General features: G+C 69.2%; 19 protein-coding genes. 7 read left to right on the top strand and 12 right to left on the bottom strand.

The window, feature by feature from the left end:
- Positions 1-276: 276 nt before the first annotated feature.
- The 5 genes from ACWDEW_RS37225 to ACWDEW_RS37245 all read right to left on the bottom strand — a co-directional run bounded on the left by ACWDEW_RS37225 (position 277) and on the right by ACWDEW_RS37245 (position 2,718).
- Entirely contained in the window at positions 277-735 is a 459-nt protein-coding gene (locus ACWDEW_RS37225) for a hypothetical protein (RefSeq protein WP_450518999.1), read from the bottom strand.
- Between the two features lie 105 nt (positions 736-840).
- Positions 841-1,020 carry a hypothetical protein gene (locus ACWDEW_RS37230; protein WP_450519001.1) on the bottom strand — a complete coding sequence of 60 codons (180 nt, stop codon included), beginning with the start codon at positions 1,018-1,020 and terminating at the stop codon, positions 841-843.
- Positions 1,017-1,598, bottom strand: a complete 582-nt coding sequence (locus ACWDEW_RS37235; protein ID WP_450519002.1) for a methyltransferase domain-containing protein — start codon at positions 1,596-1,598, stop codon at positions 1,017-1,019. The genes ACWDEW_RS37230 and ACWDEW_RS37235 overlap by 4 nt, the downstream gene beginning before the upstream one ends.
- A gap of 230 nt (positions 1,599-1,828) precedes the next feature.
- A complete protein-coding gene (locus ACWDEW_RS37240) occupies positions 1,829-2,032 on the bottom strand; it encodes a hypothetical protein (RefSeq protein ID WP_450519003.1) in 204 nt (67 codons plus the stop codon).
- A 320-nt stretch (positions 2,033-2,352) separates the two neighbouring features.
- A complete protein-coding gene (locus tag ACWDEW_RS37245; RefSeq protein WP_450519005.1) occupies positions 2,353-2,718 on the bottom strand; it encodes a cytochrome c biogenesis CcdA family protein in 366 nt (121 codons plus the stop codon).
- Between the two features lie 448 nt (positions 2,719-3,166).
- Between ACWDEW_RS37245 and ACWDEW_RS37250 the strand changes: the two genes are divergently transcribed.
- The gene (locus ACWDEW_RS37250) at positions 3,167-3,484 is read left to right on the top strand and encodes a metal-sensitive transcriptional regulator (protein WP_450519007.1); all 318 of its coding nucleotides are present in this window, start codon (positions 3,167-3,169) and stop codon (positions 3,482-3,484) included.
- Positions 3,485-4,636: 1,152 nt separating this feature from the next.
- Positions 4,637-5,515 carry a class I SAM-dependent methyltransferase gene (locus tag ACWDEW_RS37255; protein ID WP_450519009.1) on the top strand — a complete coding sequence of 293 codons (879 nt, stop codon included), beginning with the start codon at positions 4,637-4,639 and terminating at the stop codon, positions 5,513-5,515.
- Between the two features lie 324 nt (positions 5,516-5,839).
- On the opposite strand, the gene ACWDEW_RS37260 is transcribed toward ACWDEW_RS37255, so the two are convergent.
- The 5 genes from ACWDEW_RS37260 to ACWDEW_RS37280 form a co-directional block, all read right to left on the bottom strand.
- Positions 5,840-8,116: a heavy metal translocating P-type ATPase gene (locus ACWDEW_RS37260; protein ID WP_450519011.1), complete on the bottom strand. Its 2,277-nt coding sequence runs from the start codon at positions 8,114-8,116 to the stop codon at positions 5,840-5,842.
- Between the two features lie 108 nt (positions 8,117-8,224).
- Positions 8,225-8,524, bottom strand: coding sequence for a heavy-metal-associated domain-containing protein (locus ACWDEW_RS37265; protein WP_450519013.1), 300 nt, complete (start codon positions 8,522-8,524; stop codon positions 8,225-8,227).
- 732 nt (positions 8,525-9,256) lie between these two features.
- Complete coding sequence (locus ACWDEW_RS37270) at positions 9,257-10,096, bottom strand: DUF5134 domain-containing protein (protein ID WP_450519015.1); 840 nt, start codon at positions 10,094-10,096, stop codon at positions 9,257-9,259.
- Between the two features lie 733 nt (positions 10,097-10,829).
- Positions 10,830-11,696 (bottom strand): alpha/beta fold hydrolase, encoded by an 867-nt coding sequence (locus ACWDEW_RS37275; protein ID WP_450519017.1) that lies wholly within the window; start codon positions 11,694-11,696, stop codon positions 10,830-10,832.
- Positions 11,697-11,698: 2 nt separating this feature from the next.
- Positions 11,699-12,373, bottom strand: a complete 675-nt coding sequence (locus ACWDEW_RS37280; RefSeq protein WP_450519019.1) for a TetR/AcrR family transcriptional regulator — start codon at positions 12,371-12,373, stop codon at positions 11,699-11,701.
- Positions 12,374-12,438: 65 nt separating this feature from the next.
- On the opposite strand from ACWDEW_RS37280, the gene ACWDEW_RS37285 reads away from it, so the two are divergent.
- The 3 genes from ACWDEW_RS37285 (at position 12,439) to ACWDEW_RS37295 (ending at position 17,157) form a co-directional block, all read left to right on the top strand.
- Positions 12,439-13,893, top strand: a complete 1,455-nt coding sequence (locus ACWDEW_RS37285; protein WP_450519021.1) for a molybdopterin-dependent oxidoreductase — start codon at positions 12,439-12,441, stop codon at positions 13,891-13,893.
- A gap of 293 nt (positions 13,894-14,186) precedes the next feature.
- Positions 14,187-15,815, top strand: a complete 1,629-nt coding sequence (locus tag ACWDEW_RS37290) for an MFS transporter (protein WP_450519022.1) — start codon at positions 14,187-14,189, stop codon at positions 15,813-15,815.
- Positions 15,816-15,873: 58 nt separating this feature from the next.
- Positions 15,874-17,157, top strand: a complete 1,284-nt coding sequence (locus ACWDEW_RS37295) for a glycosyltransferase (protein ID WP_450519024.1) — start codon at positions 15,874-15,876, stop codon at positions 17,155-17,157.
- A gap of 49 nt (positions 17,158-17,206) precedes the next feature.
- Here ACWDEW_RS37295 and ACWDEW_RS37300 read toward each other — a convergent pair whose 3' ends face one another.
- Positions 17,207-18,631 carry a sensor histidine kinase gene (locus tag ACWDEW_RS37300; RefSeq protein WP_450519026.1) on the bottom strand — a complete coding sequence of 475 codons (1,425 nt, stop codon included), beginning with the start codon at positions 18,629-18,631 and terminating at the stop codon, positions 17,207-17,209.
- A 228-nt stretch (positions 18,632-18,859) separates the two neighbouring features.
- Positions 18,860-19,564: a response regulator transcription factor gene (locus ACWDEW_RS37305; RefSeq protein ID WP_450519027.1), complete on the bottom strand. Its 705-nt coding sequence runs from the start codon at positions 19,562-19,564 to the stop codon at positions 18,860-18,862.
- A gap of 341 nt (positions 19,565-19,905) precedes the next feature.
- On the opposite strand from ACWDEW_RS37305, the gene ACWDEW_RS37310 reads away from it, so the two are divergent.
- Positions 19,906-20,370 carry an SRPBCC family protein gene (locus ACWDEW_RS37310; RefSeq protein ID WP_450519029.1) on the top strand — a complete coding sequence of 155 codons (465 nt, stop codon included), beginning with the start codon at positions 19,906-19,908 and terminating at the stop codon, positions 20,368-20,370.
- Positions 20,371-20,779: 409 nt separating this feature from the next.
- Positions 20,780-21,763 (top strand): acyl-CoA dehydrogenase family protein, encoded by a 984-nt coding sequence (locus tag ACWDEW_RS37315; protein WP_450519030.1) that lies wholly within the window; start codon positions 20,780-20,782, stop codon positions 21,761-21,763.
- The last annotated feature ends 68 nt before the right edge of the window (positions 21,764-21,831 follow it).

Consider the following 21,831-nt stretch of genomic DNA (forward strand, 5'->3'; position numbering starts at 1 on the left):
CTGCCGGTCATGCTCGGAAGGGTCTGCCGACGGCGCTGACGTCGCCTGATCCGGCCTTTCCCGGTCTTGGTCAGTGGCTTCCGGATCGCCCGGCGGTCGGGGTCCTCTGGGGCAGGCCGGCGAACGGGAAGAGGCAAGGGGCGAGCTTGCCTGTATGGGGCCGTGCGGGCGTGGGATGCCAGGCCGGTTCTCATCCCGGATGGCGAGCCGCCGGTCCCGGCTCAAGACCGTGACGGCGCGCCCGGCCGACGGGTCGCGGCGTGCAAGGGGCGATCCTCATTCAGGTATTTCGCAGACGTTCGCGGTGCGCAGCCGCCGCACGAGTGCGTGGACCAGCAGGGTCACGGAGGCCAGTGCGAGCACCGGTTGCACCGGCGCGAAGTACGACAGGGCACCGCTGACGCCAATGGCCAGCACCACGAGCTTGTTGCAGATCGGGCAGCCGACCGCGAAGGCGGACAGCAGGCCCGCGCCGAGAGCACGTGCGGTGCGGGGAGGTCGGGGTGGTGCGGTCTCCGTGGAGCCTTCGACCGGGTCGACGCGTACATACGTTGCAACGAGAAGCCCTTCGAGCACGGAACTGACCAGCCACACCGGGTAGTTCCACCACAGCACTGCAGTCATGCGCGTATAGAAAGGGGTCGGCACCACACCTGTCGGGACGCCGATGGCAAGTGCCGCGATCGCCGTGACCGCCGCCGCCACGGCCCATCTGCGGGCGGGCCAGGTGCGCATGAATCTGCTCCTCGTGGTCAGGCCGCCGGCCGACACGACTGGCGACGGGGGAGCGCCATGCGGTGGCGGCCGACGACCTGCCGTCATCCTAATCCACTAGCTCGATTAGTAGAAGTAGCGGCTGGATCTCCTGACCGGCGGAGCCGCTCGACGCGGAGACCCGGGCGGGAGGGTCTGGCGTGCGGTGAGCAGGCGTCGGCTGTCGTAGACCACTGCGGCGAAGAGCATGGTGCCCAGTACTGCCGCCGCGGCCACCGGGCTGTCGGTCTCCGGCTCAAGAGTCAAGCCCCCTTTGTGAAGACAAGCACCTCCGTAGTGGCGACGCCCATGGGTGCCAGGAAGCTGGCCTCCAGGCTGCAGCCGACGGTCGCGAAGAGGTCCACGCATGTCCGGCGAGGCACGGAGGCTGGGTAGGAGCCGTGCCCCGTGCCGCCCTGCGTCGCCCAGGCGCTCACCGCGGCCGGGTTCAGGCAGGTCTCCGTCATTACGTCGAAGACGATCCGGCCGCCGGGTCGCGTGACGCGTGCCATCTCGAAGAAGTAGCGGGAGGCGCACAGGAAGGTCACGGTGTTGAAGACCTTGTGGGCCTGAACGAGGTCGATGCTGCCGTCGGGTGTCGGGGAAAGGCTGCATCCTGCGGTCGGTTGGGCGACCACGCTGAATGTGTCCACCAGGTAGTCGGCCCAGGGTGCTGCCGTCTCGTAGATCTCGTAGCGGTCTGGTGAGCACTCCTTCAGCGTCTTCTCCAGATACCGTCCGGACCCGGGGCCGATCTCCAGCACCGTGTTCGGGTTGGCGGCGAAGACGCCGAGAGCGCGTAGCTCGTCGATGGTGGACTGGGTGGCGCCAGGCGTCCCGTTCATGACCTCGTCGATGTGGTCACTGACCGACAGGCCGGCCGCGCAGCCCGCATCGTTGCCTCGAACGGGATGAAGTCGTCGACGCCCCCCAGGTTGTTGGCGCTGCGCACGATGTCGAATCCAGCACGTCCCAAGAGCCGCTTGACCCCCGACTTCGACACTGACGTCCTCCTGTCTGCTGCCCTCGTCAAGCAGGCCCACGTCTCCACGCGATCACGTTCGGGGAAGCCTTCTCAGTTCCGCAGCGGTTGGGCGGTGTCCTCACCGGTGGCGCGCAGGTCGGCGAGCTTCTTGCGCAGCTCGTCCAGTTCCGCCCGGGTGGCGGACGATTCGGTGCGCCGCGAGGTGTCCGAGCCGCCGCGCAGCATCAGCCAGGTCATCAGGCCCACGCCGAGCGGGCAGGCCAGGAGCAGCAGCGGATACAGGAACTGAGGCATGTGGGACCTCCCGGTGGGCGGAGGGTCGCGCGGGCCCGCCGAACGACTCTTCTACTAAGTAATTTAGATCAACCTGGGAGTCGATGTCACCCTGGGCAGGGCGGCCCGCGGTTCACGATGGCAGTTGAAAGCCGGTGATCAGCGTCTGGAGCCGAGCGATGAGCTGTCCCCACCGGCCGGTCACCCGCATGACGCCCACCGCCGCCAGCAGCACTCCGCCGAAGTGCATCACAGCTCGTACGTGGCGTCGTGGCCCAGGTGATGCGGCGCATCGCGCCGGGACGGAAGGTGGGTCGCCGGCTGAACCCGGCCCACGGCACCTACTCGAGCAGCCCTGCGAACACCAGGCCGAGCGCGATGGTGAGCGACCCCAGCACGATGCCGAGCGTGCGTCGGTGTACCAGCAGTGTGGAGACTGCTCCGCCGGAGAGTGCGCCGTAGCTGGTGACGACGGCGGCGAAGCCGACCACGAAGAGAAGGCGACCGGCCAGGACCCGCCATCGCGCCGTGCGTCTGTCGGCCTCGGCGGCACCTGCGCCGGACATTCCGGCGACGTACGAGAGGTGGCCCGGGACCAGGGGGAGACAGCAGGGAGCGCAGAAGGGCAGGCCTCCGGCCGCGAGGGCCAGGACGAGGGCGAAGGTGGGCGGGCCTGCAGTGACCGTTTCGCCGACTGCGGCGAGCATCGCTGGGCCGCACATCCGTCGTTTTGCCTCGCCTTCTCCGTGGCGAGATCATTCAGTAGCTCAGCCAGCGTCGTGTAGGTCGTCGGGTCGATGAAGGGGGCGGGGATCCGTCCGTCGCGGTCGGTGAACACGGTGCTGGGAGCGGCGGACAGTAAATGCGGCCGTTGAAGCCCAGGAGCAGCTTGCCGTCGGGATCGCGGAAGCTGGGGTACGTGATGCCGTAGTTCCGTGAGCATCGCCGCGAACGCGCCCAGGCCGGTCCGTCTGTGGGGTTTGCGCATGGTTGACCGCCACTCGTGCGGCCGGGATCGCCGGCCCATGACGAGACGATCTCGGTCGTCAGCTGACCGGCATTGCGAAGGTACTTAGTGGATAGGTGCGGGCTGCCCGCGGTGCAGAGGTCCGTTCGCCTTCCGTCCGACGTCGATATGTAATACCCTCGGGGGGTATGGAGCAGCTTGAACATGCCGAGCCCGAGCAGGCGCCACCGGGCTACCACGACGACAAGGACGCCGTGCTCAAGCGCCTCCGCCGCATCGAGGGGCAGGTACGCGGACTGCAGCGCATGGTGGAGGAGGATCAGTACTGCATCGACGTGCTCACCCAAGTGGCGGCCACTACCAAGGGTTTGCAGGCCGTGGCGATGCAACTGCTCGAGAAGCACCTGGACCACTGCGTGCGCGAGGCCATGGTGGCCGGAGGGGATACGGCCGAGGGGAAGGTCGCCGAGGCTTCGCGGGCCATCGCGCGGCTGCTGCGCACGTGATCCCGACCCTGTGTTCGGTGCTGTATTCGGCGAGCCCTGACTCCTTCCGGTCGCCGGTCGACCGGGCCTCGAGCGGCTCGGTCGACCTGGTCTCAACGGCGGAGCCGGCCTGGAGCCTGTCGGACGAGGAGTGCCGCAAGTCAGACAGTGCCTCTTCCCCCGTTGGGGATCGTGGAACCCGCGGGCGAGGAGGCCGACGGTATCGGCCGAAGGGCTGGCGTCGTCCCGGTCGGCGGGGCGACGTCACCCAACTCCGCAGCGGGTGGGGGTGGGAGCCACGGATGAGCGCCCTGTTCCCGGTTCCTGACGAGCTCATGCGGCCGGCGGTGAAATGCATCAACTTCGGCCGCCGCTGTGTCTGATCCGGCAGCCCCGCCTCCTGTCCTGCCCGGCCGTGTGTCGTACGGATCGGTGGGCCGAGGCTCGGAATCGGAGGCTTGGAGCGCGAGCATCGATTAAGCAAGTTAGTATGTCCGGGCGTAAGAGGGATGGGACGTGCCCCCATCGAACCGCACTGCTGTGTCATTCCTGGGCTCGGGAACTCTCCAGCGGCGCGGTGTCTGCGGCGAAAGGCACCACCAGCCGCGTGCACGGGCAGGGGGGCAGTGAGGTGGCCCCCATGGACCGCTGCCCGTGCGCGCACTCCTCGGCCCCTTGGCAAAGGGGACGACCTGTGTCCGCTCTCCCGCGTCCGCGTACCGTCGCCTACGCGGACGAGTCAGCCAGGCCCGCCTCTTCGGCTGGCGGCCCGTCAATCGGGCGGTGAAGAAAAGGGTCTTCTCCCTGCACGGCCGTCGTCTCCACTGCGTCGACCACGGCTCGGGCACGGAGGCGTTCTGTGAGGTTTCGTCGAGCGTCGACCGAAACGGCACTTCCCCTTGAAACTCCAGCAGTGACCGGCCGCTGCGTTGATTGAACCCCGACGATGCACTCCTCGTAGGGGCTGTCCGCCCCTCGTATGCCGCTTCCACGCCGAAGCCAACTGCGGCGGGAATCTGCTCGACACGATCTAGGACCCCGACCCGGCTGCTTTCCACTGTCGCGTCGAGAGTGAGTGCCTTCGCGGAACGGGGACATGGTCGACAAACGCGGAGAGTACTACTGTGCTACTTAGTAGCTTCTGTATTGCGATTGCTCGGACAGGAGGTCGACGTGGGATATCGCAAAGAGAACTGGGGCGTCGTGATGGCCGGTTCCGTCGAGATGCGTTCGGCGGTCGCGGATCCAGAGGCGTCCGCTCATGACGGCCGTGTTCAGTTCGATGATCCGTCTCTCGCTGCCTCCTATGCCGCCTCGTATCAGGGAGAGGGGCCCGCGAAGCGGTATTTCTCCTCCAGGCTCTATGCGGTGTTCCAGATCCTGGATCGATGTCCTGGTGGTGATCTTCTCGATGTCGGCTGCGGGCCAGGGGTGTTCGTCCGGCGTGTGCTCGACACTCGTCCCGGCGTTTTCCGGATCACCGCCGTCGACAGGGCGCCCGCGATGATCGCCGAGGCCGTGGGCCGCACGGCGGGTGCCGAGGTCGAACTGTCTGTCGGAAAGGCAGAGGCGCTGCCGTTCCCGGATGCGAGTTTCGACGTCGTGGTCGCGATGGGGGTGCTGGAGTACTGCGACCCTTCCGTGGTCTTGCGGGAACTTGGCCGCGTTGTGCGCCTGGACGGGCTCGTTCTCGTCAGTATGCTGAACCCGCTGAGCCCGTACCGCCTGTTCGAATGGGGGGTGTACTGGCCACTGCTCCGTCTCCTTGGCCAGGTCGAGGGTGTGCTCGGCCTGCCCCCGGAGCGAAGGCACGGTGTGCCGAAGTCCGGTATCAGGGCGCTCCCGGCTGGGCGTTTGCGGCGGCGGATGAGGGAAGCCGGGCTTCGTCCCGTCGACCTCGTCCACTACGACCTGACCCCCTCGGTCCCGCCATTCGATCGGTTCGTGTCCCGGTGGACGCGTCGACACCAACGACCGGCGGACACCATCGGTCGGGGTCTCTGCCGCTGGCCGGGGACGGCTTACCTGGTCGCCGCCACTCGTTCTCGATGAGAGCCGCGACGTCGGCCGAGGTCGCTCGACGCGGGTTCGGCTGAGGCCAAGGCGACTGAGTGCACGGCCCGGCCATCGGCGCGGCCTGTTCGGCGAGTGTTGCCGGAGGAGGACCGCCGGATCTTGCAAGTGATGAGGGCCGTAGAAGGGTCGGTGATGGCCAAGGGCTTGTGCACCGCCAGCCCGTGACAGCAGTAGAAAGGGTGTAACCAAGTTGCCCCTGGCGGTAGTTGGGATTGGGGTGAAGAAGACCAGCAGTCCCGCCGCGCCGAGGCGCCCGGCCGGAAAGGCCGGACGCCTCGGTCAACCCTGCCGCTCGCACACCTACTTGAAGGACCGCAGCCGCAGGCTGTTGGTCACCACGAAGACCGACGAGAACGCCATCGCGGCTCCGGCGATCATCGGGTTGAGCATCCCGAAGGCGGCGAGGGGGAGTGCGGCGACGTTGTAGCCGAAGGCCCAGAAGAGGTTGCCCTTGATCGTGGCCAGCGTGCGGCGGGAGAGGCGGATCGCGTCGGCGGCCACGCGCAGGTCGCCGCGTACGAGGGTCAGGTCGCCCGCCTCGATCGCCGCGTCGGTTCCGGTACCCATGGCCAGGCCCAGGTCGGCCGTGGCGAGAGCGGCAGCGTCGTTGACACCGTCACCGACCATCGCGACCGTACGGCCCTCGCCCTGCAGCCGCTTGACGACGTCGACCTTGTCCTGGGGGAGGACTTCGGCGATGACCTCGTCGATACCGACGGCCCTGGCAACGGACTCGGCGACGAGCTGGTTGTCGCCGGTCAGCAGGACCGGCTTCAGGCCCAGCCGACGCAGTTCGGCCACCGCTTCGGCGCTGGTCTCCTTGACGGCGTCGGCGACGCTGAGCACGCCGCGCGCCTCGCCGTCCCAGGCGACGGCGACCGCCGTACGTCCCTCGGCCTCCGCCGCGGCCTTGGCCTCGGCCAGCTCCTGGGGCAGGTCGATGGCCCACTCCTTGAGGAGCCTCCCGCGGCCGACGAGTACGGCGTGTCCGTCGACGACGCCCTGGACGCCGAGGCCGGCGACGTTCTCGAAGTTCTCCGGAACGGGCAGGCTTCCGACCAGTTCGGCGGCACCGGCCGCGATGGCCTGGGCGATCGGGTGCTCGGAGGCGTGCTCCAACGCGCCTGCCAGCCGTAGGAGTTCGTCCCTGTCCACGCCCTCGGCGACGTACACGTCCTGGAGCTGCATGCGGCCCGTGGTGACCGTGCCGGTTTTGTCGAGGACGACGGTGTCGACGCGGCGGGTGGACTCCAGGACCTCGGGGCCCTTGATGAGGATGCCGAGCTGAGCGCCGCGGCCGGTGCCGACCATGAGGGCGGTCGGGGTGGCCAGGCCCAGGGCGCACGGGCAGGCGATGATCAGGACCGCGACGGCCGCGGTGAAAGCAGCGGTGGCGTCGCCGGTGACGACCAGCCAGGTCAGCAGGGTGCCGAGGGCGATGAGGATGACGACGGGGACGAAGACGCCGGAGATCCGGTCGGCGAGCCGCTGTACCTCGGCCTTGCCGTTCTGCGCGTCCTCGACCAGCCTCGCCATGCGCGCGAGCTGGGTATCGGCTCCGATCCGGGCAGCCTCGACAACCAGGCGGCCTCCGGCGTTGACGGTCGCCCCTGTCACGGCATCGCCGACCGTCACATCCACCGGCACGGACTCGCCGGTCAGCATGGAGGCGTCCACCGCCGACTCACCCTCGACGACGGTCCCGTCGGTGGCGACCTTCTCGCCGGGTCGTACGACGAAGTGGTCACCGACGCCCAACTGCGTGACGGGAATGCGTACTTCTCTGCCGCCCCGGAGTACGGAGACGTCCTTCGCGCCCAGCTCCAGCAGCGCCCGCAGCGCCGCACCCGCCTTGCGCTTGGACTTCGCCTCCAGGTAGCGCCCGGCCAGGATGAACGTGGTCACGCCGGCCGCGGCCTCCAGGTAGATGGAGGAGGAGCCGTCGCTGCGTGAGACGGTGAACTCGAAGGCGTGCCGCATGCCCGTCATGCCCGCGTGCCCGAAGAACAGCGCCCACAGCGACCAGCCGAACGCGGCGAGTGTGCCGATGGACACCAGTGTGTCCATGGTCGCGGCACCGTGCCGCGCGTTCGTCCAGGCGGCCTTGTGGAAGGGGAAAGCACCCCAGACGACGACAGGAGCGGCGAGAGTCAGCGACAGCCACTGCCAGTTGTCGAACTGCAGGGAAGGAACCATCGCCATCGCCACGACGGGCACGGTGAGCACCAGCGACACGAACAGACGCTGCCGCAGGGACATCAGCTCGCCGTGCGCCGCCTCAGCGCCCTCGCTTTCGTGGGTGGACGCGGAAGCGGGTGGGGGCGGTTCCTCGGCGGTGTAGCCCGTCTTCTCGACGGTGGCGATGAGCTCGGCGACCTCGACACCCGCCGGATAAGAGACCTTCGCCTTCTCGGTGGCGAAGTTGACCGTCGCGGTGACGCCGTCCATGCGGTTGAGCTTCTTCTCGATGCGGGCGGCGCAGGAGGCGCACGTCATGCCGCCGATGGAGAGCTCGACCGCGTTGGCGGGCGCGGGTGCCGCCTCGGGGACTGTCTTCTCGGGAGCCGTGCTGGTCATGGGCGTATCTCCAGAGGGAGGCCGGAACGTACGGCGTCCGTATCAGCGGAGCGGTACGTCCGGGCGCGGGGAGGGATTCGCACTGCCGGGAGGACCCCGACGGGGTCGTCAGGCGTGGCCGACGAGCTCGTAGCCGGCCTCGTCGACGGCGGCACGGACGGCCTCCTCGTCGAGCTGGGCGGTGGAGGTGACGGTCACTTCGCCGGTCTTGGCGACGGCCGTGACCGCGGTGACGCCGTCCAGGGCGGATATCTCCCGGGAGACGGCGCCCTCGCAGTGGCCGCAGGTCATGCCGGAGACCTTGTAGACGGTGGTGACGCCGACGCCGACGCCGTGGACGTCGACGGTGGTGCCGGACCCGCAGGAACCGGTGCCGCAGCAGGAGTCGGAGTTCGTCTCGGTGGTCATGGCTCATTCCTCAGGTGTGGATGCGTGGGGTGGTTCGCCGGGAGGGGTGTCGTTCCTGGCCTCTCCGTCGGAGGCCAACGTTATACCCCCTAGGGGTATTGTCGCTACCTGTGGCGCTACGCACGCCGCTCCGTCCGGTAGGCGCACATCCGCCTAACTTACTTAGTAGGGACTGTGGTTTGGAATGGCGGCTTCACATCGAGGCCCGGCCCGATCTCGGACGGTGGCGCGCATGCCCCGCGTTCGCCGACTCGAAGGCCTGGCCTCCGTCGGCGCCTGCGTGAGGTGCTGGCGCCGATCAAGGTCCTCGACGCCTCAACTGACGTTCAGTGTGCCCCTCATGTTCGTGTCGAAGGTGCAGCGGAAGGCGTTACGACGGGCCTTCGGTAGCGCGGTGGAACGTTCTGGACCTGCCGCCGGAGATGCTTCCGGTGCCGAAGGTGCTGCCCTCGATGCTGTGACGGCGTGCCTGGAGTCCTTGTCGGCGAAAGTCGCGCCAGTACCACGTCAGGGGTGTGTGGACAGCGCCCGCCGACGGCCCGCGCTGGGGGCACGGGCTTCGAGTCCGCCCGGGCACCTGGGTTGCGCGGATCCGTTCTCGCCGTCCTGGACGCCGAATACGAAGCACCTTCGCAGGTGCGGGTTCGTGGTGATGGCGAAGCCCCCTGCGCTGCTCTGCGCTCCGGGCGGATGCGCGCTGTCGCCGTCGCGCCGATCAGTCGTCCCTGACCGTCACGCGACCATCATGAGCAGCATCGTGGACATGGTCCCGCCCATGCCGACGTGCGCCGCCAGCGCCGCGTCCGGTGCGGCTCCGGGTTTGCGGCGCCGACCGTGGCCGGACCTCTGCGCCATCCCGCTGCTGTCCCACACCGAGATCGTCAACGATGCCAGGAATACGAGCACCGTGTCCGGCATGGCGAGCAGCCAACGGCCCCAGCTGAACTGTGAGCCGGCATCCCCGCCGGTTCGATCGGTGCCCCGGACCCTTGCCCACAGGGACGCGCCGACCGACATCAGGAAGTACACGGCGAGCGTCGCGATCACGAACCGCCATACGGAAGAGGACCCACTGTCGGCAGCGGCCTGCGCCATCCCGGCCATGTCCATCCCTGGCATCGACTCCATGCCGGCCATCTGGTGCGTGCTCGTCGTGCTTGCCATGTTCTCCATACCCGGCATGTTCGCCATGGCGGAGCCGCCCAGAGCGAGCACCGGTCCGGACGACGTAGTCGTCATGGCCAGCGTCATGATCACCATGCCGGTGCTCCCGACGACAAGATGCACCCAGTGGCGCCCGTGCTTCCATCCGCCCGTACGGGTGTGCTTGACCGCCATCGCGGCGGCCCCGAGCCCGAGGAGGGCGAACGCCACCGCCCACCACAGGCCGTAGCCCGCGTACCAGCCCACCGTCGCGGGCAGGGCCATAGCGGCCATGCACAGGCCCATCAGAAGGTCGCCGCCCGCCGCGAACCGAGTCTCACCGCTGGTGGTGGCCACTCGGACCACGCTGACAGCGGCCACCAGGGTGGCGATCCCCGCCACGATCCAACTGAGCGCCAGAGTTCCCATCTTCACCTTCTCGATCGTCCGAGCACGGCGGGTCCGCTCCGTCGACGCCACTTCGTCGTACGGACCTGCCCTGGGGCAGTCGCGTGGGTAGTGACTGCTAGGTCCCTTAGTACGTTGAGTGGCCGGAGGGAGTTCAGGCGACCGGTGGGATTTCGCGTCGGGTCCGGCGGCTCGGACCGCTGCTGGGGTGGCCCCCGTGAGGGGTGCGTCTGTCGGGCCTGCTAGCGCCCGCCACCGTGCTCGTGGGCGCGGACCCGCTGGTCTCCGTAGCGCACCATCGTGTACGTGATCACGCTGATGGGCGCGGCCTCTTCACACTCCTGCTGCTCGCGGACGCCTCGCCGCCGGGCGGCGGCATCGTCGCCCGTACGAGGTGCTGGCCCCGCTGACCCTCGCCGCCGGATTGCTGGTGCTGGTACGGCTCTGGTCCACCCCTTCGAGATGGACGCCGTGGTCTCCCTGTTCGGCGGGCGGCTGGTCGCCACCCACTGCGGCCTGTACAACCCCGTCTCCGGCATCGCTATCGCCCCTGGCAACTCGCCGACACCTCCACCGGCCAACCCAGGCTCCTGTGGCGGGCGTCGAGCGGGGTGGGCGCCGGTTGCCCGCCGCCGTAGCAGCGCTGACCCGTACGGCGGGGCGGTTGCGGCCCGCCGAACCCCGGACGGCAGCTGAGCCGGCCGCCGTGGGCTGATCGTTCAGTGGTTGTGGATGTGCTGCCCCACCCTGGTGGTCATTGGCAGGGCTTGCCGAGGAGGAATTCGTCGATGAGGGCGGCGGTCTCGTCGGGCTGGTCCTCGGTGACGAAGGGGCCCGAGTCCTCGATGATGCGCAGCCGGGCGTCGGGGATGAGGCCTGCGAGCCGCTCGCCGTGGGCGAGGGGGAAGAAGTTCTGGCGGGCCCAGGCGATGAGGGCCGGGTGGGGGAAGGTCCGCAGGCCCTCGGCCGCTTCCTTGGTGAAGGTGGTGGAGATGGCGCGTACCAGGCGGGCGAAGTCCTGCCGGGTGGTGGGGTGTTCGCGGAGCGGGCCGGTGTAACTGGCCATGATGTCGGCGGGGATGGCACGGCGGGTGAGCAGGCCGAAGGCGATGGGTAACCGTTGGACGGTGCGCAGCCGCATCGACTCGGCGAGGATCTTGAGTCCGGCGGGAGTGCGGCCGAACACCTGCAGGTGGCGGATGGGCAGCGGCAGGAAGTTGTCGAAGGCGTCGCAGGGGGTGAGGACCAGGGACCCGATCCTTTCGGGGTGGCGCGCGGCCACGGCCTGGCAGATGGCACCGCCGGTGTCGTTGCCGACCAGGGCGGGCGCCTCCAGGCCGAGCGCCGCGATGGTGCGCTGGACGAGGTCGGCGAGGCCGAACAGGGTGAAGTCGGTGCCCGGACGCATGGGTGCGGTGTGCCCGCCCAGCGGCCAGTCCGGTGTGATGCACCGGTAGCGGTCGCTCAACCGCGCGACGACGCCGCGCCAGACGTCGGCGTTGGCGATGATGCCGTGCACGAACAGGATGGGCGGCCCTGTCCCGGTCTCGTGGTAGCGGATCACTCCCTCGGGGAGTTCGACGTCGTGCATGGGGCCCAGTTCGGAGACTGCGGTGGCCATGGCTACTCCTTGGTCTCTGCGGTGGGATCCGCGGCGGTGGTTGTGGCGGTGGTTGTGGCGGTGTCTGCGTCCGCGACGCTGGTCAGGAGTCCGGGGGTGATCAGGTCCAGCAGGGAGTCGGCGGCCCGGTCCGGCGGCCAGGCGTGGCCGGCGCGCATGTGCAGGTAGGTCCTGGTGATCACGTTGAACAGCAGCGTCGCGGTCTCCTCGGCGTCGAGGTGCGGATGCACGCTCCCGTCGCTCTGGCCGTCCTGGAGCAGCCGGCGGAACGGGGCCACGTAGACGTCCCGGGTGGAGCGGCCCGTACGGTCGCTCTCGCCGAAGTGGAAGACCGGGTCCGGCACGGTGGAAAGTCCCGTGAGCAGCCTCAGGTGTTCCTCGACCACCGCGCAGGCGGCGCGCAGCGCGCGCAGCAGTCGGTCCCCGCCGCTGCCCGGTGCGGTCATGGCCGGCCAGATGGCGGCCTGCCAGGCCTGCGCGGCGCCCACCACCAGGGCGTCGACCAGGACGTCCTTGGTGATGCCACGCCGGTAGAGCGTCACCCGGGAGATCCCCGAGGCCTCCGCCACGCGTTCCAGAGTGAAGTCGTGCCAGCCGTGCTCGGCCAGGACCTTGGCGGTGGCGGCGAGGACCGCCTCGTCCAGGACCGGACTCCCGGTGTTCGCCGTGCTTGCCACGTGGCCCCCCAAGGATGCAACACTTGCGTTGCAATAACGATACACACCTAGTTCAGGAGTGGGCGATGGGTACGTGGCAGCAGGGTGCGGCCGCCGCACTGTTCGGGGTGGGCACGGCCGAGATCCTCGCGGCGCTGTGGCAGACCGGGTCGCCGGTGGACGCCGCGGGCAAGCTCGTCGTGGACAGCGGTCCCCGGCCCGTGGTCGAACGCACCGTCAAGTACTTACGTGCCGCGGACAAACCGACGATCCGGGCACTGGTCGCCGGAACGGCTGTCGGGGCCGGTGCGGTACTCGGCCGGGCCGATCGCAGCCTCCCCAGGGATCTGGCGGTCACCGCTGCGGGTGCGGCGGGCTCCGCCCTCGCGCTGCGGCGGCGGGGCGCGTCGGACGCCGCAGGCGGACCCCAGCCGGCCCGGGCGCTGGGCACGGCCGCGGCGGGAGGCCTGGCCACGCTGCTGGCACTGTCCATGCCCCCAGGCGGCGCGCCCGCCCTCGCGCTGGCGGGCGGCGGCGCATTGACGGCGGCCTTGCGGGCCCGGAAGCGGCAGCTGTCCCGGCACGACACCGTCAGAGGAGCCGCCGAGCTGAAGGTGGCGCGCCCACTGCCGCCCCCGCGTGACGGTGCCGAGTCCTGGCCCGGGGTCAGCCCGCTGATGACCCCACCGCACGACTTCTACGTCACGGATGTCGCCATGCGGCCACCGCTGGTCGACCCGGACACCTGGCAACTGGACATCACCGGCGCATGCGCCTCGCCCCTGCGGATGTCGTACGCGCAGTTGCTCGCCAGGGACCTGGTCGAGTTCGACGCGGTGCTTTCCTGCGTCCACAACCGGCTGGGCTGGGGCCGGCTGGGCAACCAGCGCTGGACCGGGCTCTCGCTGCGGGACCTGATCGACGAGGTCGTACCGCATGCCGCGGCGGGCTTTCTGGTGACCCGCGCCACCGACGGCTGGGAGTGCACCCTGCCGCTGGATCTGGTGCGCACGCTGGACGCCTATGTGGTCGTCGGTATGGCCGGACGCCCGCTCAGTGCCGCGCACGGCTTTCCCGCCCGGGTGTTCGTGCCCGGTATCTACGGGCAGTTCACCGGCGCCAAATGGCTGACCGAACTGCGCCTGACCGAGCACCCGAACCAGGACTACTGGCTCCCGCGCGGCTGGCCGCGCGAGCCGGTGCCGGTACGCCCCACGGTACGTATCGACACACCAGCCGCAGGCCGCCTGCCGAGCACCCCGGTGGTGTGCTCCGGAGTGGCCTGGGCACCCCCGCACGGTGTCGAGGCGGTCGAGGTGAGGGTCGACGGCGGCCCCTGGCAGACCGCCGAACTCGCCGACGAACTCGCCCCCGCGGCCTGGCGTCGCTGGCGATTGCCGCTCTCCACGCCCCCGGGCCCGCACACGATCCAGGCCCGCTGCGCAGGGCGGGGCGGAGTGCTGCAGAGCGCGGTTCCCCGCGAACCGTTCCCGACCGGTGCCTCCGGGTATCACACGGTCGCCGTCACCACGACGGCCTGACACAGCCGCCGCAAGGCGGCGCCCGGCCGCCTCAAGGCCGGGACGTGGATGCCGCGTACGAGCGTGGCATCCACGCGCACGGGCAGAAGGCGAGAAATGCCGGCGTCTCGGGGCCGCGCGCACGGCACAGAGGGGCTCGCTGCCCTCAACTCGCTCTCCGCCGCGGTTTCTTGACGTTCTGCTGCATCGCCCCTTGGCTGCCGCTGCCGATGGCGTCCCTAGCGTGGAAGACGCCGACGACACCGCCGGTGTACGCGCACATCCCGCCGCCCCTGCCCCGGAGTGCACCTGACATGGCTGACCACAGTGACAACAAGACTGTCCCCCCGGATCACCGGCCGGTACCGTTCGTGCGCCCCAACAAGTGGTGGATGCTCGGTGCCGTCTCGGTGGCGACGTTCATGCTGCTGCTCGACGTCACCGTCGTCAACGTGGCGCTCCCCGACATGCAGAAGTCCCTGGGGGCGAGCTTCTTCGACCTCCAATGGGTCGTGGACTCCTACGCGCTGACCCTCGCGGTGTTCCTGCTGGCCGCCGGAACCCTGGCCGACCAACTCGGCCGCAAGCGCGTCTTCGTCATAGGCCTGGGCATCTTCACTCTGGCGTCGCTGCTGTGCGGGGTGGCGTCCAGTCCCCTGACGCTCAATCTCGCCCGGGCGGTCGAGGGCGTCGGCGGCGCCGTCATGTACGCGGTGTCACCCGCGCTGATCGCCAACGACTTCCACGGCAAGCAGCGCGGCATCGCCTTCGGCATCTCCGGAGGCGTCACCGGCCTCGCCGTGGCGGTCGGCCCGCTGCTCGGCGGCGCGCTGACGGCCATCAGCTGGCGGTGGATCTTCCTGCTGAACGTGCCGATCGGCTTGCTGGTGGCTCTGGTCATGGTCACCCGCGCCGCCGAGTCCCGCGACCCGGAACGCAAGCGAATCGACTGGCCCGGCCTCGCACTGTTCTCCACCGCGCTCGCGATGCTCGTCTTCGGGCTCATCCGTGGCGAATCGCAGGGCTGGACGCACCCGCTGATCATCGGTCTGTTCGCCGGCGCCGCGGTCCTGATGGCCACCTTCGTGGCCGTGGAGCGGGTACGCCCCGATCCGATGCTAGACCTGGCCCTGTTCCGCAACCGGTCCTTCAACGGACTGTCCATCGCGACGCTCGCCGCGAACGCGGCTCTCAACGTGGCCATCCTCTTCCAGGTCCTGTACATGCAGTACGTTCTGGGGTTCTCCGCCTACGGCACCGGGGTCCGCTATCTGCCGCTCACCGTCGCGGTGTTCATCGCGGCGGCCGTGGCGGGTACCTACTCGACCCGCATTCCCGCCCGGCTGCTCGTCGGGGTCGGATGCGTCGCACTGGGCATGGGGCTGCTCGCGACCGACGGCCTCGACGTCAACTCCACCTGGACCGATCTGCTGCCCGGCATGCTGCTCGCCGGTTTCGGCGCTGGTGTGTTCAACCCGGTCCGTGCCGCCGCCGCCGTCGCCCTCGTCCCGCTGCGCAGGGCGGGGATGTCCTCCGGCATCAGCGAGACCTTCCAGCAGGGCGGAGTCGCACTGGGCGTCGCGGCACTCGGCTCCGTGGCCCACAGCCAGACGAAGGAGAACTTCGCCGCGGCGATCAGCGCCTCCGGCGAGCTCACCGGCCGCCAGGCGAGCGAACTCGCGCAGATGGTCTCCGCGGGCAGGCTGACCGAGGTCGCCGGCACCGTGCCGGCCGGCCAGCGCGCCCTCGTCGCCCGCACCGCGAACGACGCCTTCATCGCGGGCCTCGACATCGTCATGCGGGTCGGCGGGATCGTCGCGATCGCCGGCGGGATCCTCGGCTTCGTCCTCATGCGGCAACGCGACTTCCCCGACGAGTCCCCGGCACCCGGCCCGGAGCAGCCCGGCGCGGACCAGCCCGCCGAGCGGGCGCCCGCCCGCTGAAGAAGCGCATCCCGAACAGCACAACAGCCCATCCACCCCCGGAAGAGGGATCCCCGCCATGAGCCGCTGTCTCGTCTACACCGCCCCCGGAAGCGGACACATCTACCCGCTGATCCCCACCCTGTCCGAACTGCGGCGGCGCGGCCACGAAGTGGTCGTCTACGCCGAGGAAGCGGGCCTGGAGAACCTGCGCCGGCAGGGATTCGAGGCCGACGCGATCCACCCGGCCATCGAGCGCCGCGAGGACGACACCTGGAAGGCCCGCACTCCCATCGGCGCACTGCGCCGCTCGGTGGCGATGTACTCCGACCGGGCCCGCTACGAGGTCACCGACCTCCAGGAGGCCGTACGGAAGTGGCGGCCGGACGCGATCGCGCTGGACAACAACTGCTGGGGGGCAGCCGCGGCGGCGCAGGCGTCCGGGCTCCCCTGGGCGCAGATCGCCACCTTCCTGCTGCCGCTGACCACCAGGGACGCGCCGCCGTTCGGACTGGGCCTCAAGCCGCCGACCACCTGGGTGGGCCGACTGCGTGACGACATACTGCGGCAGAGCGCCGTCCCGCTGTTCGACATCTCCCTGCCGCCGATCAACAAGCTGCGGCGCGGCCTGGGTCTCCCGCGTGTCAAGCACGTGCCGGACCTCTACATGACGGCTCCTCTCATCCTGTCCTACACGGCGGAGCCGCTGGAGTACCCGAGGACTCAACTGCCCGCGTCGGTAAGGATGGTCGGGCCGAGCAGCTGGGATCCCGCCGCGGACGAGGCCGAGCCGGAGTGGCTCGCCGCGATCGAGCGGCCGATCGTCCTGGTGACGGTCTCCACGGTGTTCCAGGACGACGCGAAACTCATCCAGACCGCCCTCGACGCGCTCGCCGACGAACCCTACGACGTCGTCGTCACCACCGCCTCCACCGACCCCGACACCTTCCGCGCGCCTCCCAACGCCCACCTCCACCGGTTCGTGCCGCACAGCCTGGTGCTGCGACGGTCCGTCTGTGTGGTGTCCCACGGCGGCATGGGGATCACCCAGAAGTCGCTGCTGGCCGGTGTTCCGGTGTGCATCGTGCCCTTCGGCCGTGACCAGTTGGAGGTCGCGCGCCGGGTGCAGATCGCGGGCGCCGGGACTCGGCTGCCCGCGGGACGGCTGAACGCACGCCGACTGCGTGACGCGGTGCGCGAGGCGGTGACGAAGAAGGCCGCGGCCGAAGATGTCGCGACCCGGCTGCGGAGTGCCGGTGGCGCGGACAGGGCGGCCACCGAACTGGAGGGACTGCTCGCTGGTCCGGTGGCCGGTTCGTCCTCGACCGCCGGACGGGCTGACATCAGCCCGTCCGGCGATTGAGAACAAGCAGGGCCGAAGGCTGCGCGACCCGGTGAAGCTTATGTCACCGCTACGTTCTCGCGGTGTTCGACTCCGCCTCGGTGGCATCGCGCAGCGCCGACGCCGACACAACCCGGGGCAGGACCGCCCGCGCGATCAGGCCGTGCGGTGCGGCGTCCTCGAGTTCGAGCCGGGCCTCGCCGGCGGTGAGCAGGGCTTTGGCGATGGCCAGGCCGAGGCCGGAGCCGCTTCTGCCGACGGGCTGTCGTCCGCGCCAGAAGCGGTCGGCCGCCCGGTCCTTGTCACCGCCCGTCATACCGGGGCCCTCGTCCTCGACCTCCACATACACCCAGGTGTCGTCGGAGCGGGTCCGGATGATCACCCGGCCGCCAGGCTGGGAGAAACTGACAGCGTTGTCGAGGAGGACGTCCAGCACCTGGTCAAGGGCCCCGGGCAGGCAGACGGCGGCCACCGGACGGCCCTGGACCGCGATGGTGACATCGGCCTCCTCCGCCCGGTCGCTCCAGGCCTGGGCGCGGGACTCCACGACCGAGCGGACCTCGACCGTGATGGTCCCGGAGCCTGCGGCCGAGGCGTTGGCCAGGGCGAGGAGCTCGTCGAGGATCCGGCTGAGGCGGTCCGCCTCGGTGATGGCCACCACCAGGTCCTTCTGCCCCTCCTGCGGGACGACCGTTTCCAGCGCCTCCACCCGTACACGAAGGGCGGTCAGCGGATTGCGCATCTGGTGGGACGCGTCGGCCACGAAGCTGCGCTGGGCTTCCAGGACCGAGACCAGTCGGTCCGTCATCGCGTTGACGGCTTCGGCCAGGTCGCGCAGTTCGACCGGGCCGCGGTGGGCCGGAGCGCGTACCGAGTACTGGCCCTGGGCGATCTTCCGAACCGTCTCGTGCAGTTTCCGGGCCGGACCGAGGCTCCACCGTACGAGGGGTATGGCCACCAGAGCGGAGGCCAACAGCCCTATCAGGCCTGCTCCCAGGAGCAGTAGGAAGTCTTCCGTCACCTCCGAGCGCAGGGACGAGGTGGGGGCGATCGTCGCCACCGCTCCGGCTGGTTTCCCGTGCTGAAGGATCGGCTCCGCCACGAACAGGGGCCGTGCGCTGACGTTGAAGGAGTAGTCCAACGGGACCGTGCTCCGTCCCGCGAGCGCCTTCTCCAGAACGTCCTCCCACTCGTCCTCGTTCACCAGGGCGCCCGGGCGGGTGCTGCGAATCTGCTTTCCCTGGGTGTCGAACAGGAGGACCACAGTGTCGTGGTCGCGGGCGTAGGCGTCGGCTCTGTCGGCCCAGGCCTGTTCCGGCTCCGGATTGTCCGCGTCGGCTGCGGCGGCGGAGGCGAGTACGAAGGTGTCCGAAACCTGGCGGATCACCAGATGGTGATAGGTGTTCATGGCCAGGCTGATGCCAAGAGGAACCTCCGTGGCCAGCAGGAGCAGCGCGGTGAGGGTCAGGTACGTGATCAGCAGACGGCGGCGCACGAAGGATGCCTCCAGACGGGGGTGGTCATTAGGGCCTGGCGTGTGGATCCCCGTGGAGGAACGGGCGGAGTCCTCCGCCTGCGATCGCAGGGCGGAGGAGGGAGGCAACGCGAACGGGGTCTCGCTGATCGGGCGAAGCCGAGAGCTTGGGGGAGTTGTCGACTGACGACAACGCCGTGAGTGCCGATGCCAGGGCCCGCGCCGCCACGGAGATCCACACACCGGGCCCTAAGCGGCAGGAGGGGTGCCGAGGCGGAATCCGACGCCGCGCGTCGTCTCGATCCACTCGTACGATCCGAGTTTCTGGCGCAGCGCGCCGATGTGGACGTCCAGGGTGCGCGTCGAGCCGAACCAGTTCTCGTCCCACACCCGGGCGATGATGGCTTCCCGGGTGTGGACGGTGTCCGGCTGTTCCATCAGCATCGCGAGTAACTCGAACTCCTTGCGGGTGAGTTGGACCGGCAGGCCATCCAGGGTGACGTCGCGGCTGCGGAGATCCAGGGAGAGGGGGCCGGCCGTCACGATCTCCTGGGGGGTGGCGCCGCACGACGGGTCGTGTCCTCCCGGGCCCACCCCGCAGCGGCAGGACCGGCGCGTCACCGCCTCCATCCGCGCCCGCAACTCGTGGACGGAGTACGGCTTGACGACGTAGTCGTCGGCTCCGGCGTGGAGGCCCAGCACCTTGTCGATCTCGTCGGCCCTGGCGGTGAGTACGATGATCGGTACCGAGGTCCGGGCCCGCATCCGTTTGCACACCTCGATACCGTCCAGGTCCGGCAGACCCAGGTCGAGTAGGACCAATTCACAGCCGTCGAGGCTGGCCAGTGCTTTGGCCGCCGTCGGCGCGGACACGATGTCGTGCCCTTGCTGACGCAGCGCCGCGCACAGAGCATCGGCCACATGCTCGTCGTCCTCGACCAGCAGAACACGCATAATTCCCCCATGAAGGGTCCAATTTCACACTCCACACAACGGAGTGGACAGTTTCGAGCTTAGTTGAACCGCAGCACGACTTACAGAGCTACTGACTTGTCATTCATTTGAACGTCACCTGCAGATCCGCTGCATTCCCGGCCGGTAACGTCGTACTAGACCACTGTGCACCGGTTCCGACCATCCCGACGGAGCTGGAAATGGAATGGTGTCTTCCGTAGCCGCGTTCCCCGACGTGGCCTGTGCGGCAGCGAGCGATCCTCTTCCTGGCCGGCCCACCTGATCCTGAGCCGGAGCGTTCGGATCGAGGAGTGAGAGCGATCGGCATCGGAAGGAGCCGCATGCGCCAGCCGACCATCGTGGGAAGCATCGAGATCGCTGCCCGCCCGACCACGATCTACGGCCTCATCGCGGATCTGTCGCGCTGGGACCGGTTCGTCGTCGAGACCCGCGTGCCCGCCCGGGCCGTCCCTGACAGCCTTGCCCCTGGTACGACGTTCCGTGCCTGGAACCGGAACGGCCTGTGGCGTTGGCGCACGACCACCAAAGTGCTGCAGGCCGTGCCGCCCCGAAGTCTCGCCTTCGAGGTCACGTCATTAGGCATGCCTGTGGCCACTTGGCGTTACGACATCGTGCCCACGGCTCGCGGTAGCCGGGTCACCGAGAGCACCCGTGACATGCGCGGCAGGACCATGTGCCTGGTGTCCGTGGCGGCCACCGGGGTGGTCGACCGCACCTCCCACAACCAGCGCAATATCGAACAGACCCTGGCCCGGCTCAAGGCTGAGGCGGAGAAGCCGGCATAGCTTCATCCGGTGTTTCCCGCTTCTCATTCATGCACCCCGAAACGGTTGTTACTTCCTCACGCCTTCGTTCATGGGATGTCCAGCGCGGATGCCATTCATGGCAGGGAAGACCTGACATCCAATTGCAGTCCACTTGAACCGTCGTTGCATCACAGGTGTTTAGCGTTGGGAGCGTCGCAGCGGCGAAGGGGAAACTTCCCGCCGCCCCGCATCCAGAAATTCCAGCGATCTGGCCGACCGACGTGAGGGCTCACGGAAAATGATATATATGGAACGTGAACGTGCAGTTCTCGAAAAACTTCTCCCCGGGCTCGATGACGCCCTGACCGCCTCCCCATTGCACACCTGGGAATCGCCGGACAGTCCAGGACTGGAGGAATTTCGCAAAGCTGGCGGTCCCGCCCTGCTGGTGCCGGTCGAACACGGTGGTAAGGGTGCCGACCTGCTCACCGCGGTGCGTGTGCAGCGCGCGGTGGGCTCCCGGTCCCCGTCCCTGGCGGTCGCCACCACCATGCACCACTTCTCGGTGGCCTCCCTGGTGGAGACCGCGGCCCAGAGTGACGGCATGGAATGGATGCTGCTGGCGGCGATCACCAAGGACAACCTGCTGCTCGCCTCCGCCTTCGCCGAGGGCCGCACCGGCCAGGGCATCCTCAATCCCTCGATCACTGCACGGGTCGACGGGGACAAGGTGTGGCTGACCGGCACGAAGAAACCGTGCAGCCTCTCCAGGTCCATGGACCTGCTCACCGCGTCCGTCGCCCTGCCCGACGCGGACGGAACACCTCGGCTGGCCGTCGCCGTCGTCCCGGCCACCGCACCCGGCCTGGAAGTGCGGCCGTTCTGGAACAGCCCGGTGCTGGGCGGCGCGGAGAGCGACGAGGTCGTGCTGTCCGACGTGGAGGTCCCCGCCGATCTGCTGGTGCGTACCGACGTCACCGCCGACGGCGAGCTCGACCGCCTCAACACGGTCGGGTTCCTGTGGTTCGAGGCTCTCATGACTGCCAGTTACCTCGGCGCCGCCTCGTCCCTGGTGGAGCGCACCCTGGCCAACACCCGGATCGCCCCCGCAACCCGGGCGCACGCGGTCACCGCCGTCGAAGGCGTCGCCCTGATGCTGGAAGGGCTCGCCGCGGGCGCCGCTGCCGGGCCGGTCGACGAAGGGACGCTGGCCCGGGCTCTGGTGTGCCGCTACGCCGCCCAGGACGCCATCAGCCGCGTACTGGAACTGTGCGTCGAGGCACTGGGCGGGATGGCCTTCATCTCCTCCGGTGACATCGCCTACCTGCACTCGGCCTGCCGCGCCCTGGCCTTCCACCCACCGGCCCGTGCCCGGATGTCCGAGCCGCTGGTCGAGTACTTCGCGGGCAACCCGCTGCGCATTCCCTCCTGACGGCACACCTCTCCGCACAACCTGCTCTGTCCGGCACGGCGGGCCCAACTGAGGCCAAGCCGTCGATG

Source organism: Streptomyces sp. NPDC001100 (assembly GCF_053598575.1).

Excerpts from the sequence above, each read along its gene's own strand:
- ACWDEW_RS37250 (WP_450519007.1), top strand. The coding sequence starts at position 3,167 with ATGGAGCAGCTTGAACATGCCGAGCCCGAGCAGGCGCCACCGGGCTAC.
- ACWDEW_RS37285 (WP_450519021.1), top strand. The coding sequence starts at position 12,439 with ATGGGTACGTGGCAGCAGGGTGCGGCCGCCGCACTGTTCGGGGTGGGC.
- ACWDEW_RS37290 (WP_450519022.1), top strand. The coding sequence starts at position 14,187 with ATGGCTGACCACAGTGACAACAAGACTGTCCCCCCGGATCACCGGCCG.
- ACWDEW_RS37305 (WP_450519027.1), bottom strand. The coding sequence starts at position 19,564 with ATGCGTGTTCTGCTGGTCGAGGACGACGAGCATGTGGCCGATGCTCTG.
- ACWDEW_RS37295 (WP_450519024.1), top strand. The coding sequence starts at position 15,874 with ATGAGCCGCTGTCTCGTCTACACCGCCCCCGGAAGCGGACACATCTAC.
- ACWDEW_RS37245 (WP_450519005.1), bottom strand. The coding sequence starts at position 2,718 with ATGCTCGCCGCAGTCGGCGAAACGGTCACTGCAGGCCCGCCCACCTTC.
- ACWDEW_RS37225 (WP_450518999.1), bottom strand. The coding sequence starts at position 735 with ATGCGCACCTGGCCCGCCCGCAGATGGGCCGTGGCGGCGGCGGTCACG.
- ACWDEW_RS37260 (WP_450519011.1), bottom strand. The coding sequence starts at position 8,116 with ATGACCAGCACGGCTCCCGAGAAGACAGTCCCCGAGGCGGCACCCGCG.
- ACWDEW_RS37235 (WP_450519002.1), bottom strand. The coding sequence starts at position 1,598 with ATGAACGGGACGCCTGGCGCCACCCAGTCCACCATCGACGAGCTACGC.
- ACWDEW_RS37275 (WP_450519017.1), bottom strand. The coding sequence starts at position 11,696 with ATGGCCACCGCAGTCTCCGAACTGGGCCCCATGCACGACGTCGAACTC.
- ACWDEW_RS37240 (WP_450519003.1), bottom strand. The coding sequence starts at position 2,032 with ATGCCTCAGTTCCTGTATCCGCTGCTGCTCCTGGCCTGCCCGCTCGGC.
- ACWDEW_RS37270 (WP_450519015.1), bottom strand. The coding sequence starts at position 10,096 with ATGGGAACTCTGGCGCTCAGTTGGATCGTGGCGGGGATCGCCACCCTG.
- ACWDEW_RS37310 (WP_450519029.1), top strand. The coding sequence starts at position 19,906 with ATGCGCCAGCCGACCATCGTGGGAAGCATCGAGATCGCTGCCCGCCCG.
- ACWDEW_RS37265 (WP_450519013.1), bottom strand. The coding sequence starts at position 8,524 with ATGACCACCGAGACGAACTCCGACTCCTGCTGCGGCACCGGTTCCTGC.